This window comes from Microbacterium sp. Root1433D1 (assembly GCF_001426835.1).
GTDB lineage: Bacteria > Actinomycetota > Actinomycetes > Actinomycetales > Microbacteriaceae > Microbacterium > Microbacterium maritypicum.
In genome coordinates this window covers 1,049,769-1,064,380 of record NZ_LMFN01000001.1, presented here as the reverse complement: position 1 = coordinate 1,064,380, position 14,612 = coordinate 1,049,769, and the positions used below count along the sequence as shown (strand labels likewise).

The following is a 14,612-nucleotide window of genomic DNA, read 5'->3' as shown; positions in this document are numbered from 1 at the left end:
CGTGTCCTCAGCACCGAGGGCACTTCGAAGGGCGTTCCCCCCGAAGTAACGGCAGCCCACGACGTGCCAGGCAGCTGCCACCGTCCGAGAGGAACATCATGCGAAACCGCCCCGTCCGCCTCGCATCCACAGCAGGCATTCTCGTCGCTGGGCTCGCTGTCGCGGGCTGTGCCCCCGCCGCGTCCAGCGGCGAAGCCGAGAGCGATGTCACGCTCACGATCTGGTCGTGGCAGGCTTCCTCCTCGCCCAAGTGGGAGGCCGTCTTCGACAAGTACGAAGAGTCCCACCCCGGGGTCACGATCCAGTTCGAAGGCTTCCAGCCGACCGAGTACAACCAGATCCTGGCGACCGGTCTCGAGGGGAGCGATGGACCGGACATCGCCATGCTCCGCGCGTACGGCGGCATCCAGCCGGCGATCCAGTCGGAGCAGATCGTGCCGATCGACGACATCGTCGACGGACTCGATCAGTTCGATCCGACCGTGCTGCGGGCAGCTCAGGGCAAGGACGACGGCAAGACCTATGGCGTCCCGTTCGCGTACCAGACGATGCAGATGTTCTACAACAAGACCATGTTCGACGAGATGGGTCTCGAGGAGCCCACCGACTGGGACGAGTTCATCGACCTGCAGGAGACCTTGCTGAAAGAGGGCGTGACCCCGATGGCACTCGGTGCCCGCGAGGACTGGGTGCTGCCGATGTTCCACGACATCATGGGCTCGGCGAACTACGGCGGATCCGAGTTCGAGGAGAAGGTGCTCGCCGGCGACATCGACTTCACCGACCCGACGTACGTGTCGTCGCTGCAGATCGTCAAGGACATGCAGAAGTACCTCGACAAGAACGTCAACGCGATCGCCGTCGCCGACGCCGTGCTGCAGTTCACCTCGGGGCAGGCGGCCCAGTGGCCCGGTGGATCGTTCGATCTGCCGACGTTCCAGAACTCCGCGCCCGACACGGAATGGGGCGTGTACGAGGTGCCCCCGGCCCCCGGCAGCGCTCTGGACCATGCGGTCACCCCGGGCTACGCCGACGGCAGCTTCGGCATCAACGCCTCCAGCGAGAACCAGGAGGCGGCGGCAGAGCTGCTGAACTGGATGACGACCTCGGAATTCGGTCAGCTCGTCGCCGATGAGGTGGACCAGTTCTCCGCCCTCCCCGGAGTGAAGTACTCCGACCCGCTCATGCAGGAGATGAACGAGCAGTACACCGCCAACCCGGCGCCGTACCTGCTGCTCGTCGACTTCCGCTACGGCGACCCGACCGGAACCGCGGTCCTGGGCCCGGACATCCAGGCGATGTTCCTCGGCGACAAGACGCCGGAGCAGCTCGGTGCCGACCTGCAGTCCGGGGTCTCCACCTGGTTCACCCCTGGTTCCTGATCCGAACACGAGGGGGCGTCGATCCGGCGCCCCCTCGCGGAGCGAAAGACACACCATGGCACTGACCATCCCCGTCCGGCGCGACCCCGCGAAGCGCGAGGGCACGAAGCGACGCACACGCGCAGGCATCGCCCTGTCCACCCCTACGGCCACCCTGTTCGTGCTGCCGGCCGCCGTGCTGTTCGCCGTGCTCATCCTCTATCCGATGCTCGCTGCGCTCAGCTATTCGTTCTTCGACTGGCAGGGCACGAAGCAGGGCGGTTTCGCAGGGGTCGCGAACTACATCACCCTCCTCACGAAGGAGCCCTACGCCTCCGAGCTGTGGAACGCGTTCGGGCACAACCTGCTGCTGTTCGCGGGTGCGCTGGTCTTCCAGAACTCGCTCGGCCTCGGTATCGCCACCCTGCTGCACCGCCGCAAGCGCACCAAGCGCTTCTTCCAGACGATCTTCGCGCTGCCCTACCTGGTGAGCCCCATGGTCATCGGCTACCTGTGGTCGCTCATGCTCTCGCCGCTGTTCGGCCCGGTGAACGCGATCCTCCGCGGTGTGGGCCTCGAGAGCCTCGCCCTTCCCTGGCTCGGCGACCCGCAGCTCGCGATCTGGGTGATCGTGCTCGTGAGTGCCTGGCAGTGGATCGGCTTCCCGATCCTGCTGTACGGCGCCGCTCTCGGCGGGATCCCGGAGGAGATCGAAGAGGCCGCCTCGCTCGACGGGGCGACCGCGGCGAAGCGTTTCCGCTACATCACGCTGCCCATGCTCACGCCCACGATCGGCATCATCACGGTGCTCACCTTCATCGGCAGCATGGAGGCGATGGCCATTCCATTCGCGCTCGCCGGCTCGAACGGGGCGCCCGCCGGGTCGACCGACGTCATGATGCTCCTCTTCTACCGGACCGCCTTCGAATCGGGGAACCCGAACTCGATCGGCGTCTCCTCCGCGCTCGCGACCGTCCTGTTCATCTTCATCATGGTGATCTCGGTCGTGATCACCTCGACGATGCGTCGCGCTGAACGAAAGCTGTTCTGATGAGCACTGCCCTCGACACCCGTCCGGAGCCCACCACCGAAGCGATCGTCTCCGGTCGTTCCTCCGCCCCACGCCGCCGCTCCAGCCGTACCGCCGATGCTCCGTTCATCGGGCGGTTGTTCGCGAACGTGTTCCTCTGGGGCTACGCGCTCGTCGCCATCGGCCCGCTGCTGCTGATGGTCAACAACTCGTTGCGCACACAGCAGCAGATCGCGACCGAGCCGCTCGGACTCCCGGTCCCGCCGACGTTCACGAGCTTCCAGAGCGCGTGGATCACCGCGTCGTTCGACACCTACTTCCTCAACTCGATCACCGTCACCGTCGGCTCGGTCATCGTCACGACCGTCGTCTCGGTGCTCGCCGCGTACGCGTTCGCGAGGGCTCGGGCGAAGTTCTTCCGTGGCATCGAGGCGGTCTTCCTGTCCGGGCTCATGCTGCCGGTGCACCTGGCGATCCTGCCGCTGTTCTACCTGCTCGACTCGCTCAAGATGACGAGCAACGTGTTCAGCCTGATCCTCGTCTACGGAGCCCTCGGCATTCCGTTCACGACGTTCGTGCTGACGGTCTTCTTCCGCGCGTTGCCGATCGAACTCGAAGAGGCCGCGCGCATCGACGGCGCCGGTCCGTTCCGCACCTTCGTGCAGATCCTGCTGCCGCTCGTGCGTCCGGCGCTCGCGACCGTGATCGTCTTCCGTTTCGTGCCGGTGTGGAACGACTTCTTCTACCCGCTGATCCTGCTGCGCGACCGGGACTCGTACACCCTTCCCGTCGGACTCACCCGCTTCTTCGGCGAGTACTCCACCGACTGGCCGCAGCTGTTCGCCGGGCTCACGATCGCGACGATCCCGCTCATCGTGCTGTTCCTGCTCGCGACCAAGCAGATCATCAACGGACTCACCTCCGGCATGAGCAAGTGACGGGAGAGCGGCCGTGGTGAACGGGGCGCCGGGGTCGGCGTGGGCCTCCCTGCGCACGACGCCGGGGCGGGGAGTCGACGAGCTGCTGATCCTCGGCACCCCGGCCCACGACGATCGGACGCCTCTGAACGAGCGGCACCTGTTCGATCTCGCGTCGCTCACGAAGGTCTTCACCGCAGTCGCCGCGCTACGGCTCGTCGACCAGGGCAGGGTCGACCTCGACGCGCCCGTCGCGCCGGTCCTGGATGCCGGTTCGGGTGAGGGCGCTGGACGCATCACCCTCCGCCACCTCCTCACGCACAGCTCAGGGCTGCCGGCCGAGGGACGCGAGTGGCGGGACGGGATCCGCGGCGATGAGTTGCGCGCGCGGGTGCTGCAGCGACCGGTCGGATATGAACCCGGTGGTTGTCACCTCTACTCCGACGTCGGGTTCATCGCCGCAGGGGAGTACCTGGAGCGCGTCGCGGGGAGACCCCTCGCCGAGCTGTGGGCGGAGGTGGCGACGGCCATCGGCGCGGGGTCGCTGACATCGTCGCCCGATCCGCGCGAGGCCGTGGCGACGGAGGATCAGCCGCACCGCGGTCCGGTGCGCGGAGACGTGCATGACGAGCTGGCGCACGCGCTCGAACGCCCGGCGGGTCACGCCGGGCTGTTCGGGTCGGTGCACGACGTCGCCGCATTGGCGCGGATGATCCGTGAGGACGGGCAGGGGCCGCGGGAGCGCGTGCTGTCGGCGGACTCCACGCGCGCACTCCGCGTGCCGACCGTGCGTGCCGATGCCGGTTACGGCCAGGCGATCGGGTTGCGGGTACGGGACGAGTCGTGGATGTCCGGCATCGACGCGGTGGGGCATACCGGATTCACGGGTACATGCTTCGCCGTCCACACCGGTTCCGGCGGCTTCGGTGTGCTGCTCGTCAACCGCGTGCATCCATCGCGTGAAGACGCCGACATCGCCGCCGTCCGTCGCGCCTTCCTCGCACCGCTCGCGTCCTGAACCTCAGTCCGTGCGCAGCGGCCGCAGCGTGCGCGCGTAGTCCTCCTTCAACACGGCGAGGTGCAGCCAGGCCTCGATGCGCGTCACCCCTGGCAGTGCACGCAGCCGCTCGAGGCTGGCGTACAGCGCCCCCGCCGAGGGCTCGACCAATGTGGCCACGGCGTCGAACCGGCCGAGCGTGCGGGCGGCGAAGTCCACACCGCGCCCCCTTCGCAGTTCGTCGATCACGGCCTCGTCGTCGTCGCCGAGCGTCATGCCCACCCCCATCGACAGCTGCCGGTGCGCGAGCCCGCGCGCCTCGACCGCGCTGATCTTGATCACCCCGGCGTCGATCAGCCGCTGCACCCTGGTCGCGACGGCCGAGGGCGACAGGCGCACCTCCTCGCCCAGTGCGCGGAAGCTCTTGCGTCCGTCGGCCTGCAGCTGTTCGATCAGCGCCTCATCGATCGTGTCGAGGGTGACGCCGCCGTGGTACTCCGAGACGAAGAAGCCCTTGATCACGGTCGAGTAGATGATCGTGCTGATGTCGAGCACGCCGTCGATCGCACGGATCAGGGCCAGCAGGTCGTGCAGCTCCGACATCGAGCCCACGCGCACCTCGGTGACCACGTCGTGCGCCCCGCCGACGGCCGACACCAGCACGGTCTCGCTCATGTCGCGCAGGTGCTCTGCCACGAGCTCGACCGAGCCGTCGGTGCGGATGGAGACGTGGGCGAGCACGTGCTGACCCAGGAAGACCGGGTCGACGGCGGCGACGACCCGCACCGTACGGTCGGCGAGCATCGTGCGCAGCCGCGCGGCGACGGCGGCCCGAGACTGCCCGAGTCGCTGTGCCAGCGAGAGGATGCTGGCGCGACCGTCTTCCTGCAGCGCACGGATGAGTTCGGCGTCGAAATCCATGGTTCCGCTCGATTCGGTCAGTTTCCCGCGATCGCACGCTTCGTGGTGCGTAAAGCCAGTGTAGGAGCCTTCTCGGCGACCGGGTAGGCGCGCATTGCACGAATGCGCGATCATATATTCAGTGAATCCGCGTTATCGCTGGAGTTCTGCGCTTGCTGGCCGGGCCGCACGTCCGTAGCATCCTTCGCTATCCGACATCTTCCGCAAAGGAGCGGGCACCCCATGACCACTACCCCCACCAGCGGCACCCACAGCCGGGCGCGACGCGCCGGCATCGCCGCCTTCGTCGGTACCACCATCGAGTGGTACGACTTCTACGTCTACGCGACCGCCGCGGCGCTCGTCTTCGGCCCGCTGTTCTTCCCGAGCGGCGACCGGCTGGCCGAGACCGCAGCGGCCTTCGCGACCTTCGCCGTCGCCTTCCTCGTCCGCCCGCTGGGTGGCATCATCTTCGGCCACATCGGCGACAAGCTCGGTCGGCGCACATCGCTGGTCATCACGCTGGTGATGATGGGCGCGGCCACGGTTCTCGTCGGCTGCCTGCCGACCTACGAGAACATCGGCATCCTCGCCCCGATCCTGCTGATCCTGCTCCGTGCGGTGCAGGGGCTCGCCGTCGGCGGCGAGTGGGGCGGTGCGGTGCTCATGAGCGTCGAGCACGCCCCCGAGAAGTCCAAGACCTTCTACGGCGGCTTCACGCAGCTCGGCAACCCGGCCGGCGCGCTGCTCGCCTCTGGCATCTTCGCGATCATGACCCGCATGGGCGACGACTTCATCATCAACGGCGGCTGGCGCATCCCGTTCCTGCTGTCGATCGTGCTGGTCGGCGTCGGCTTCTGGGTGCGTTACCGCGTCGAGGAGACCCCGGTCTTCGAGGCGAAGGTGGAGGGCCGCAAGCAGTCGATGCCGTTGGCCTTCGCGCTGCGCACCAACTGGCGTCCGATCCTCCTCGGCATCGGCATCCTGCCCATCTCGACCGGCGGCTACTACCTGGCCACCACCTTCGCCACGGCGTACGCCACCGGTGACACGGTGGCCATCAGCGAGCAGGTGATCCTGGACGCCATGACGATCGCCTCCTTCGTGGAGTTCGTGGTGACCCTCCCCGTCGCCTGGCTGGGCGACAAGTGGGGCCGCAAGAACGTCATGTACATCGGTCTGGTCACCTCGGTGCTGACCTTCGTGCCGTTCCTGCTGATCCTGCCGGGGCGGGTGGAACCCCTCATCTTCCTGTTCGCCTCGCTGGTGCGCATCGCGATGAGTGCGACGTACGCGCCGATCGCTGCTCTGCTCTCGCAGATGTTCCGCCCGCAGGCCCGCTACACCTCGATCGCGCTGTCGTACGGCGTCGGCGCGGCGGTCTGGGCCGGCTTCTCGCCCTGGTTCGCGACGCAGCTCATCGCCTGGACCGGAAGCATCTGGTCGGTCATCGCGATGTTCATCGGCATGGCCGTCATCGCCGGCATCTGCACGCGCCTCGCACCGCAGCACTCCGACGAGGCCCCCGTCACCGCCTCCTTCACCGCCCGCACCGACACGACCGCGAACAGGCTGCCATGAGAAAGCTCACCCACTTCGACCGCTCGGCCCAGACGGCACCCGTCCTTCTGACCGCGCACGCGATCCACGCGGCCGATGCCGCGGCCACCACCTCCACGGCGATGCTGACCGATCGCGGGCGGATCCTCGCGATCGGCACCCCCGCCGAGTGCGAGGCGGCGGCCGAACGGGGTGGGCTCTCTCCGGAGCGCATCGACCTCGGCGACGGCGTCGTCGTCCCCGGCTTCGTCGACGCCCATGCGCATCCGCTCATGTTCGGGCAGATGATGAGCTGGGTCGACTGCGGCCCGGAGAAGGCCGGCAGCATCCCCGAGATCGTGGCCCTGCTGAAGGCGGCGGCCGCCGACCTCCCCGAGGGGCGCCCCGTGCGCGGCTATGGCTACGAGCAGCGCAACCTCGCCGAGAAGCGGCATCCCACCCGTTTCGAGCTCGACGAGGTCGCGGCCGATCGCGAGGTGTACCTCATGAACGCGTCGGGTCACGGCGGCGTCGTGAACTCGCACACCCTCACCGTCAACGGCGTCGACCGGGACACCCCGAACCCCGACGGCGGCGAGTTCTTCCGCGACGCGGAGGGCGAGCTGACCGGAGAGCTGTCTGATGCCGCGTGCAACATCCTCACGGGCGTGCACGGCGTGAAGATCGGTCACCACGGTCCGAACTTCCACTTGGCCGATGAGCCGGAGGAGCACCTGCGCCAGCTGGATGCGGCGACGCAGCGCTTCCTCGCAGGCGGGGTCACCTCGATCGGCGACGCCCAGGTCACGCGTCGGGAGTTCGACATGTACCTGCGCCTGGCCGAGGCCGGACGCCTCGAACTGCGCGTGTCGATGTACCTGCTCTCGCACCTGCTCGACGAGGCCCTCGAGATGGGACTCGTCGGACAATTCGGCAACGCCCACCTGAGCTTCGCGGGCATCAAGTTCTACGCCGACGGCACGCTCGGCGGCTGGACCGCGTACTTCCCCGACGGCTACGTGGGCGACCCGTGCCGCACCGGCCAGCTGTACCACGAGCCCGCGGAGTACGCCGGCCTCATCCGCAAGGCGCACGCCGCCGGTCTCCAGACCGCCACGCACGCGCAGTCGCCCACCGCGATCGAGATGGTCGTGTCGGCGATCGAGGCCGCGCTCGCCGAGCATCCGGATGCGGACGCCCGGCACCGCATCGAGCACTGCGGGCTGCCGACCCCCGAGCAGATCGGGCGGATGGCCGCCTCGGGCATCCGCCCGGTCAACCAGACCCAGCACTACTTCAACTGGGGCGAGGGCGTCGAGGAGGCCATCGGCACTCCGGGCGAGCGCTTCAACCCGCTGGGTGAGTTCGAGCGTGCGGGCGTGCCCTTCACGATCTCCTCCGACGCACCGGTCGCCGAGCCCATCCCTCTCGAGGCCATCCAGACCGCCGTCACCCGCGTCACCCGCCGCGGGCACAAGCTCGGCCCCGACGATCTGCGCGTCTCCGCGCTCGCAGCCCTGCGCGCCCACACGATCGAGGGCGCCGTGTCGATCGGGCGCGAAGACGACCTGGGCTCGCTCGAGGTCGGCAAGTACGCCGACTTCGCGGTGCTCTCCGGCGACCCGCTGGCTGTTCCCGCCGAGGAGATCTCGGCGATCACGGTGCGCGAGACCTGGGTCGACGGCGTTCGCCGTCACCGGGTGTGAGGATGATCCGATGAACTCCGAGCAGTACACCGACACCGCCGGCCGCGCGGTGCTGGAGACGATCCGCGCCTACGGCGTGACCGCGATCTTCGGCATTCCCGGCACCCACAACCTCGAGCTCTACCGGCCGCTCGCCGACCTCGGCATCCGCGCGGTGACGAACCGCCACGAGCAGGGATCCGGCTACGGTGCCGACGGCTGGGCGCAGCAGACGGGTCTCCCCGGCGTCGTCATCACGACCTCAGGCCCCGGTCTGCAGAACGCGATGAGCGCGATCGGCACGGCGTTCTGCGAGTCGCGACCGCTCATCGTCCTCTCGCCCGGTGTGCCGCTCGGCGCGGAGTTCGCCGACGTGGGCACGCTGCACGAGACGAAGGATGCCACGGCCATGGTCGGCGCGATCGCCGAGTGGTCGCGCCGCGTGACCAGCGCCGCCGAGGCGGTCGATGCCGTGCACGATGCGTTCGCCCTGTTCCGCACCGGTCGCCCTCGTCCCGTGCACATCGAGATCCCCCTCGACGTGCTGGAGGCGCCGGCCGGGGTTCCCGCCGAGGCGCGGCGGCCGCGTCCGGTCCCCGCGCGGGCCTCCGGCGATCCGCAGGCGCTGGCCGAGGCCGCACGCCTGTTGGCCGGAGCGAAGACCCCGGTGATCGTGGCGGGTGGCGGAGCGGTGGATGCCGCGCACGAGGTCACGGTCGTCGCCGAGCGCCTCGGCGCGCCGGTGCTGACGACCCTGAACGGCAAGGGCGTGGTGGAAGAGCGGCATCCGCTCGCGCTCGGCTCGAACCTGCGTCTCGCTGCGGCGCGCACGGTCGCAGAGGACGCGGACGTGCTGCTCGTGGTCGGCTCGAAGCTCGGTGAGGCCGAGCTCTGGGCACCGCGACTCGAGGCGCGAGGATCCGTGATCCGCATCGACATCTCGCCGGCGCAGCGCGACAAGAACCTCGCAGCGACGGTCGGGATCGCCGGCGACGCGGCCGCGGTTCTGGAAGCGCTGCTCGCGGTCCTCCCCGCAGAGACCCGCCCGCCGCGTGAGCTGACCGCAGAACGCGCCGCGATCGCCGCCGAGATGCGGGAGACCGCCCCCGAGACGGTCGCGCTGGCCGAGATCATCGCCGGCGCCCTGCCCGACGACGCGATCGTCGCCGGCGACTCGTCCCAGATCGTCTACATGGCGCTGGGCAGCGTGCTGGCGTCGGCGCATCCGCACTCCCTGCTCTACACCCCCACCTACGCGACCCTCGGCTACGGCCTGCCCGCGGCGATCGGCGCACGGGTCGCGCAGACCGAGCATCCGGTCGTGACCGTGATCGGCGATGGCGCGCTGATGTTCTGCGTGAACGAGCTGGTCACGGCGATCGAGCAGCGTCTCGACCTCACGATCGTGTGCGTCGACAACGGCGGCTACGCCGAGATCCGGCAGAACGAGCTCGACAGGGGGATGACCCCGATCGGCGTCGACCTGGTGCAGCCCGACTGGGCGGCCCTCGCCACGGCCTTCGGCGCGACCGGGCGGCGGGTGGAGAACCGCGATGACATCGCCTCCAGCATCCGCGCCGCGATCGCCGACGGGGGAGTGCAGCTGGTGCACCTCCCGCAGAACGCCCTCTGACCTCCAGCCGCTGGAACTCTCCCGCACCCCGACGAACAGGAACGAGCAATGACCGAGAACGTGGGCCCCATCGACGCGTCCGTGAACCCCCGCTACTCCGGCATCGCCACCTTCGCGCGCCTGCCGCGGATCGAAGACGTGCCGCGCGCCGACATCGCCGTCGTCGGCATCCCCTTCGACTCCGGCGTGAGCTACCGGCCGGGCACGCGGTTCGGTCCGTCGCATGTGCGCGAGTCGTCGCGACTGCTGCGCCCGTACAACCCCGCGCAGGACGTGTCGCCGTTCGCGATCGCGCAGGTGGTGGATGCCGGTGACATCCCGGTCAACCCGTTCGACCTCACCGAGGCCGTGAGCGAGGTCGAGCGCGCGGCACTGGCCCTCGGCGAGCAGGTGCAGCACATCGTGACGATCGGCGGCGACCACACGGTCGCGCTGCCACTGCTGCGGGCTGTCGCCGCGAAGCACGGCCCGGTCGCTGTGCTGCATTTCGATGCCCACCTCGACACGTGGGACACCTACTTCGGGGCTCCCATCACGCACGGCACACCCTTCCGTCGCGCGAGCGAGGAGGGGCTGATCGACCTCACCGCGAGCTGCCACGTCGGCACCCGCGGTCCCCTGTACTCGAAGCAGGACCTCGAAGACGACGAGCGCCTGGGCTTCTCCATCGTGTCGAGCGAGTACATCGAGGAGCACGGCGTGGAGGCCGGCATCGCCCGCATCCTGCAGCGCATCGGCGACAAGCCGCTGTACGTGTCGATCGACATCGACGTGCTCGACCCCGCCCACGCGCCCGGCACCGGCACCCCCGAGGCGGGCGGGTTGACCAGCCGCGAACTGCTGCGGATCCTGCGCGCCCTGTCCTCGCAGAACATCGTCGGCGCGGATGTGGTCGAGGTCTCGCCCGCCTACGACCACGCGCAGATGACCGGCATCGCCGCGAGCCACGTGGTCTACGAGCTCGTGTGCCTGCTGGCAGCCCGCGTGGGGTCTGACTCTCAGTAAAGCGCGGCGAGGAGCTCCGCGAACAGCTCATCGGCGTCGCATTCGACACGGCGCCGGGTGAACCAGTCGCAGATGTTCACGCAGTCGCGATGCAGCAGATCGAGCCCCTGCGGATTCGCGATGATGTCGACGATCTGCGGCAGGTCGATCACGCGCACCCGCCCCTCGTGCACGAGCAGGTTGTAGGCCGAGAGGTCGCCGTGGGCGAACCCCGCCGCCGCGAAGATGCGCATCAGGTCGACGACCTGCGCGTAGTACCCCTGCAGTTCGGTGCGGTCGCCGCGGGCCTGGGCGAGGCGGGGTGCGGCCGTGCCGTCGGCGTCGCCGAGGAACTCCATCAGCACCTCGGTGCCGTTGACCTGCACGGGATACGGCACCGGGGCCCCGAGCTCCCACATCCGGCACAGCGCCTCGAACTCGGCGAACGACCACTGCGCGGCGGCCACCTCCCGGCCGTGGTCCGACTTCTTGGCGAGGGCGCGCGCGTCGCGGGTGTTCCGGATGCTGCGCCCCTCTGTGTAGACGGATGACCGGTGGAAGCTGCGATGCTCCGTGCTGCGATAGCGCTTCGCTGCGAGGAGGGTGTGCCGGCTCGGGTCGCCGGGCACGCCGCGTTCGAGCAGGAACACGTCGGCCTCCTTGCCGGTCTTGAGGATTCCGCGCTCGGTGTCGAGTGCGCCGGCCGAGGTCACCACCCATGCCGGCCACGGCTCGGGGCCGCGCTCGGACGGGGTGATCGCCGGCCACGTGGACCAGCGCTGGCCCTCGCCGGGGTCGACGTCGGCGAAGGCGAGCTCGGTTTCGAGGGAATCGAATGCGGCGGTGTCGAACAAGGGTGTGTTGAACGAGAGTGCGTCGAAGGACGCGGCTTCCGAGGAAGCGAAGGGATCAGACAAGATGTGGCTCCGGGAGCAGGAGGCCACACCAGGATCAGGAGCGGGTGGCCTCGAAGGGAAGGTGGTCGGCGGAGAGCGCGACAGAGACGGTGTTCATGTCCTCGGCTCCTTCCGCTCGGGCTTCCCGGGCCGGTCCCGGTGCGTCGTCGAGCCTAGGGCGTCGATGCACCCCTGTCCAGAGGCGGGGGTCAGCCTCCGACGGGCGGGGTGAGGCGGACGAGCACTCCGTCGCCCTCGCCGCCGGTCGCGACCACCCACGACCCACCCGTCCACGCGGCGGCGTTCGCGCCGCACAGGAACGGCAGCGGATGCTGTCCGGCGGCGTCGCCGAGACGGAGGGCGTCGTCGCGGCGGAGGATGTCACCGTTCGAGGTCTCGGCGCAGTGCAGGCGGCGTTCGACCGCCGTCCGCGCGTCGGGGGAGCCGCCGACGATCACACCCTGAACGTCGCTCTGCTCCAGCTCTCCGCCCCACCACAGCGCCGTGCCGTCGGGAGCGACGGCGACGAGGGGGTGCTCAGCGACCTGCCGATCCCGACTCAGCTCGGTGCCGTCGGCCGCGAGGACGATCCGTGCGGAGGGGGTCGCCAGATACACCCGTCCCGCGCTGTCGACGTCGATGCCGATCGGTGGTATGCCGGGTCGAGCGCTCGGCGCCTCGTCGAGTGCGACCGGGCCGCTGTGCAGCAGGGTCCGTGTCCCGCTGTCGAGATCCACGCGCAGCACCTCGTAGTCGAGGTAGGCGTCGGGAGGGCGCGGCTGGTAGCGCACCACGATGGCGTCGCCGTCGTGCACGGCCACATCGCCGAACTCGAAGTCCCCGTAGTCGAAGTCGCCCTGGTCGCCCACGACATCGCCCGGCAGGTCCCTCATCGTCATGGTGGTGGTGTCGAGCACCGAGATCATCGGCATCACGTGGGCGCGGTCGCCCTGCAGCACGACGAGCTCGGTGGCCGAGAGCGGAGCCATCGCCCCGATCCGCGAGACCGGGGCGCCGGGATCGGTGTCGAACCTCGCGAGCGTCTCGCCATCGGCGCCGACGTGCAGCCACGATCCGGAAGATGTGGCCCAGAACCCGCCTGCGCCGTCGGCCGACAGCACGTGCCTCCCGTACGACAGGTCGGTCGGGGGACCGGCGGGGGTGGCCTCCGGTCCGGAACCGACGAAGGAGCTCTGGAACGAGATCGGCTCGAGGGCCCAGTCGTCCGGACCCGCGGCGCGCTGCCCGGTGCATCCGGAGGTGAGCATGATCGCCGCGACGGCGGCGGCACCGCACCACAGGCGCGCCCGTCTCCGTCTCCGATCCCGCATGCTGACACTCTGCAAGCTCGGGCTGGGAACCGACCGGGAGCGCGTCGGACGAATGGTCGGATGCCGCGGACGACCGGTCGGGCGACGGCCTCCGGGTGCTGCGAACGTGGAACCATGACCACGACAGCGCCCGTTCCCACCATGCCGCCCTCCGCGGCCTCCCGCATCCGCTACGGCGGACTCATCGTGCTGATGCTGATGGGCTTCCTGCTGGTCACGGCCGAGTTCCTCCCCAACGGCGTGCTCACCGAGATGGCCGACGGGCTGGGGGTCACTCCGGGTCAGGCCGGACAGACCGTGACCGTGACGGCGCTGGTCGGACTCATCGTCGCGCCGACCGTCGGACTCATGTTCCCGCGGCTGGATCGGCGGTCGCTGCTGGTGTGGATGGCGCTCGCCGCCGCCGTGTCGAACCTGATCGTGGCGATCGCGCCGAACCTGATCATCGTGCTGCTGGCGCGGTTCCTGCTGGGTGCCGCCATCAGCGCCTTCTGGGCGATGTCGATCACGGTCGCTGCGCGCCTGGCGGGACCGGAGAATCTCGGACGCGGTGTCATGTTCACCTCGGCGGGAGTGTCGCTGGCGACCGTGGCCGGCGTGCCGCTGGGCGTCATGCTGAGCGAACTCGTCGACTGGCGGATGGTCTTCGCCATCGCGGGCGTGCTGATGGTCGTGCTCGCGGTGGTGCTGCGGTTCGCGCTGCCGTCGGTGCCGGCCGAGCGGGCGTCGAGCCTGCGCCTGCTCGTCGACACGCTGCGCCGCCCCGGCATCGGTCTCGGCATGGTCGGCCACGTGCTCGTCGTGCTCGGGCACTTCCTCGCCTACACCTACGTGCGGCTCGCGCTGGAGCGGATCCCCGAGGTCGACGCCTCGACCATCGTCGTGCTGCTCGCGCTGTTCGGCGTCGGCGGCCTCCTCGGCAACATCACGATCGGGCTCGTGATCGACCGCACGTTCGCCTTCTTCGCGGTGTTCGCGCCGCTCGTGATCGCCGTGTCCGTGATGTCGATGATCCTGTTCTCCGGGTCGATCGTGGGTGTCGGCATCGTCGTACTGGTGTGGGGCTTCTTCTTCTCGTCCTGGCTGATCGTGGCGAACACGTGGGTCGGCCACCGGATGCCGGATCGGCTCGAAGCCGGCGGCAGTCTCGTCGTCGTGGGGTTCCAGGGGGCGATCACCCTCGCGGCCGGCATCGGCGGACTGCTCGTGGACACCCTGAACGTCGAGCTGGTCTACGTGATCGGGGCGATCGCGCTGCTCGCCGGCGCGGTGCTGTTCGGCGCGTCCAACCGCGTCAGCAGCAGGGCCTGAAAGGCCGAGATCCTCAGGCCGAGATCCT

General features: G+C 69.4%; 12 protein-coding genes. 9 read left to right on the top strand and 3 right to left on the bottom strand.

Features of this window, described 5'->3' with window-relative positions; genetic code table 11:
* Positions 1 to 98 precede the first annotated feature (98 nt).
* Genes ASD13_RS05125 through ASD13_RS05110 form a run of 4 tightly spaced genes read left to right on the top strand, consistent with a single transcriptional unit; the run spans position 99 to position 4,326 of the window.
* The gene (locus tag ASD13_RS05125) at positions 99 to 1,382 is read left to right on the top strand and encodes an ABC transporter substrate-binding protein (RefSeq protein ID WP_055866357.1); all 1,284 of its coding nucleotides are present in this window, start codon (positions 99 to 101) and stop codon (positions 1,380 to 1,382) included.
* A 55-nt stretch (positions 1,383 to 1,437) separates the two neighbouring features.
* Positions 1,438 to 2,412, top strand: a complete 975-nt coding sequence (locus ASD13_RS05120) for a carbohydrate ABC transporter permease (protein WP_055866355.1) — start codon at positions 1,438 to 1,440, stop codon at positions 2,410 to 2,412.
* Entirely contained in the window at positions 2,412 to 3,329 is a 918-nt protein-coding gene (locus tag ASD13_RS05115) for a carbohydrate ABC transporter permease (protein ID WP_017829671.1), read from the top strand. Before ASD13_RS05120 ends, ASD13_RS05115 begins: the two co-directional genes overlap by 1 nt.
* A 16-nt stretch (positions 3,330 to 3,345) precedes the next feature.
* Positions 3,346 to 4,326: a serine hydrolase domain-containing protein gene (locus tag ASD13_RS05110; RefSeq protein WP_235562466.1), complete on the top strand. Its 981-nt coding sequence runs from the start codon at positions 3,346 to 3,348 to the stop codon at positions 4,324 to 4,326.
* A gap of 3 nt (positions 4,327 to 4,329) precedes the next feature.
* Here the strand turns inward: ASD13_RS05110 and ASD13_RS05105 are convergent, their stop codons facing one another.
* Positions 4,330 to 5,226 carry an Lrp/AsnC family transcriptional regulator gene (locus ASD13_RS05105; protein WP_017829669.1) on the bottom strand — a complete coding sequence of 299 codons (897 nt, stop codon included), beginning with the start codon at positions 5,224 to 5,226 and terminating at the stop codon, positions 4,330 to 4,332.
* A gap of 222 nt (positions 5,227 to 5,448) precedes the next feature.
* Here ASD13_RS05105 and ASD13_RS05100 point away from each other — a divergent pair, with 222 nt between their 5' ends.
* The 4 genes from ASD13_RS05100 to speB are packed head-to-tail and all read left to right on the top strand — an operon-like array spanning position 5,449 to position 11,067.
* Complete coding sequence (locus ASD13_RS05100) at positions 5,449 to 6,786, top strand: MFS transporter (protein ID WP_017829668.1); 1,338 nt, start codon at positions 5,449 to 5,451, stop codon at positions 6,784 to 6,786.
* Positions 6,783 to 8,450: an amidohydrolase gene (locus tag ASD13_RS05095; RefSeq protein ID WP_055866350.1), complete on the top strand. Its 1,668-nt coding sequence runs from the start codon at positions 6,783 to 6,785 to the stop codon at positions 8,448 to 8,450. Before ASD13_RS05100 ends, ASD13_RS05095 begins: the two co-directional genes overlap by 4 nt.
* A gap of 10 nt (positions 8,451 to 8,460) precedes the next feature.
* Positions 8,461 to 10,062: a thiamine pyrophosphate-binding protein gene (locus tag ASD13_RS05090; RefSeq protein ID WP_055866348.1), complete on the top strand. Its 1,602-nt coding sequence runs from the start codon at positions 8,461 to 8,463 to the stop codon at positions 10,060 to 10,062.
* Positions 10,063 to 10,110: 48 nt separating this feature from the next.
* Positions 10,111 to 11,067: an agmatinase gene (speB, locus tag ASD13_RS05085; protein WP_055866346.1), complete on the top strand. Its 957-nt coding sequence runs from the start codon at positions 10,111 to 10,113 to the stop codon at positions 11,065 to 11,067.
* On the opposite strand, the gene ASD13_RS05080 is transcribed toward speB, so the two are convergent.
* Together ASD13_RS05080 and ASD13_RS05075 are read right to left on the bottom strand one after the other, a co-directional pair.
* Positions 11,061 to 11,963 (bottom strand): serine protein kinase RIO, encoded by a 903-nt coding sequence (locus tag ASD13_RS05080; protein ID WP_055866343.1) that lies wholly within the window; start codon positions 11,961 to 11,963, stop codon positions 11,061 to 11,063. The genes speB and ASD13_RS05080 overlap by 7 nt on opposite strands.
* Positions 11,964 to 12,151: 188 nt before the next feature.
* Positions 12,152 to 13,273, bottom strand: coding sequence for a hypothetical protein (locus ASD13_RS05075; RefSeq protein ID WP_157535573.1), 1,122 nt, complete (start codon positions 13,271 to 13,273; stop codon positions 12,152 to 12,154).
* Positions 13,274 to 13,387: 114 nt separating this feature from the next.
* Here ASD13_RS05075 and ASD13_RS05070 point away from each other — a divergent pair, with 114 nt between their 5' ends.
* Complete coding sequence (locus ASD13_RS05070; RefSeq protein ID WP_055866339.1) at positions 13,388 to 14,584, top strand: MFS transporter; 1,197 nt, start codon at positions 13,388 to 13,390, stop codon at positions 14,582 to 14,584.
* Positions 14,585 to 14,612: the final 28 nt, after the last annotated feature.

Coding starts and splice junctions, on each gene's coding strand:
- ASD13_RS05125 (WP_055866357.1), top strand. CDS start 99: ATGCGAAACCGCCCCGTCCGCCTCGCATCCACAGCAGGCATTCTCGTC.
- ASD13_RS05120 (WP_055866355.1), top strand. CDS start 1,438: ATGGCACTGACCATCCCCGTCCGGCGCGACCCCGCGAAGCGCGAGGGC.
- ASD13_RS05115 (WP_017829671.1), top strand. CDS start 2,412: ATGAGCACTGCCCTCGACACCCGTCCGGAGCCCACCACCGAAGCGATC.
- ASD13_RS05105 (WP_017829669.1), bottom strand. CDS start 5,226: ATGGATTTCGACGCCGAACTCATCCGTGCGCTGCAGGAAGACGGTCGC.
- ASD13_RS05100 (WP_017829668.1), top strand. CDS start 5,449: ATGACCACTACCCCCACCAGCGGCACCCACAGCCGGGCGCGACGCGCC.
- ASD13_RS05095 (WP_055866350.1), top strand. CDS start 6,783: ATGAGAAAGCTCACCCACTTCGACCGCTCGGCCCAGACGGCACCCGTC.
- ASD13_RS05090 (WP_055866348.1), top strand. CDS start 8,461: ATGAACTCCGAGCAGTACACCGACACCGCCGGCCGCGCGGTGCTGGAG.
- speB (WP_055866346.1), top strand. CDS start 10,111: ATGACCGAGAACGTGGGCCCCATCGACGCGTCCGTGAACCCCCGCTAC.
- ASD13_RS05075 (WP_157535573.1), bottom strand. CDS start 13,273: ATGCGGGATCGGAGACGGAGACGGGCGCGCCTGTGGTGCGGTGCCGCC.
- ASD13_RS05070 (WP_055866339.1), top strand. CDS start 13,388: ATGACCACGACAGCGCCCGTTCCCACCATGCCGCCCTCCGCGGCCTCC.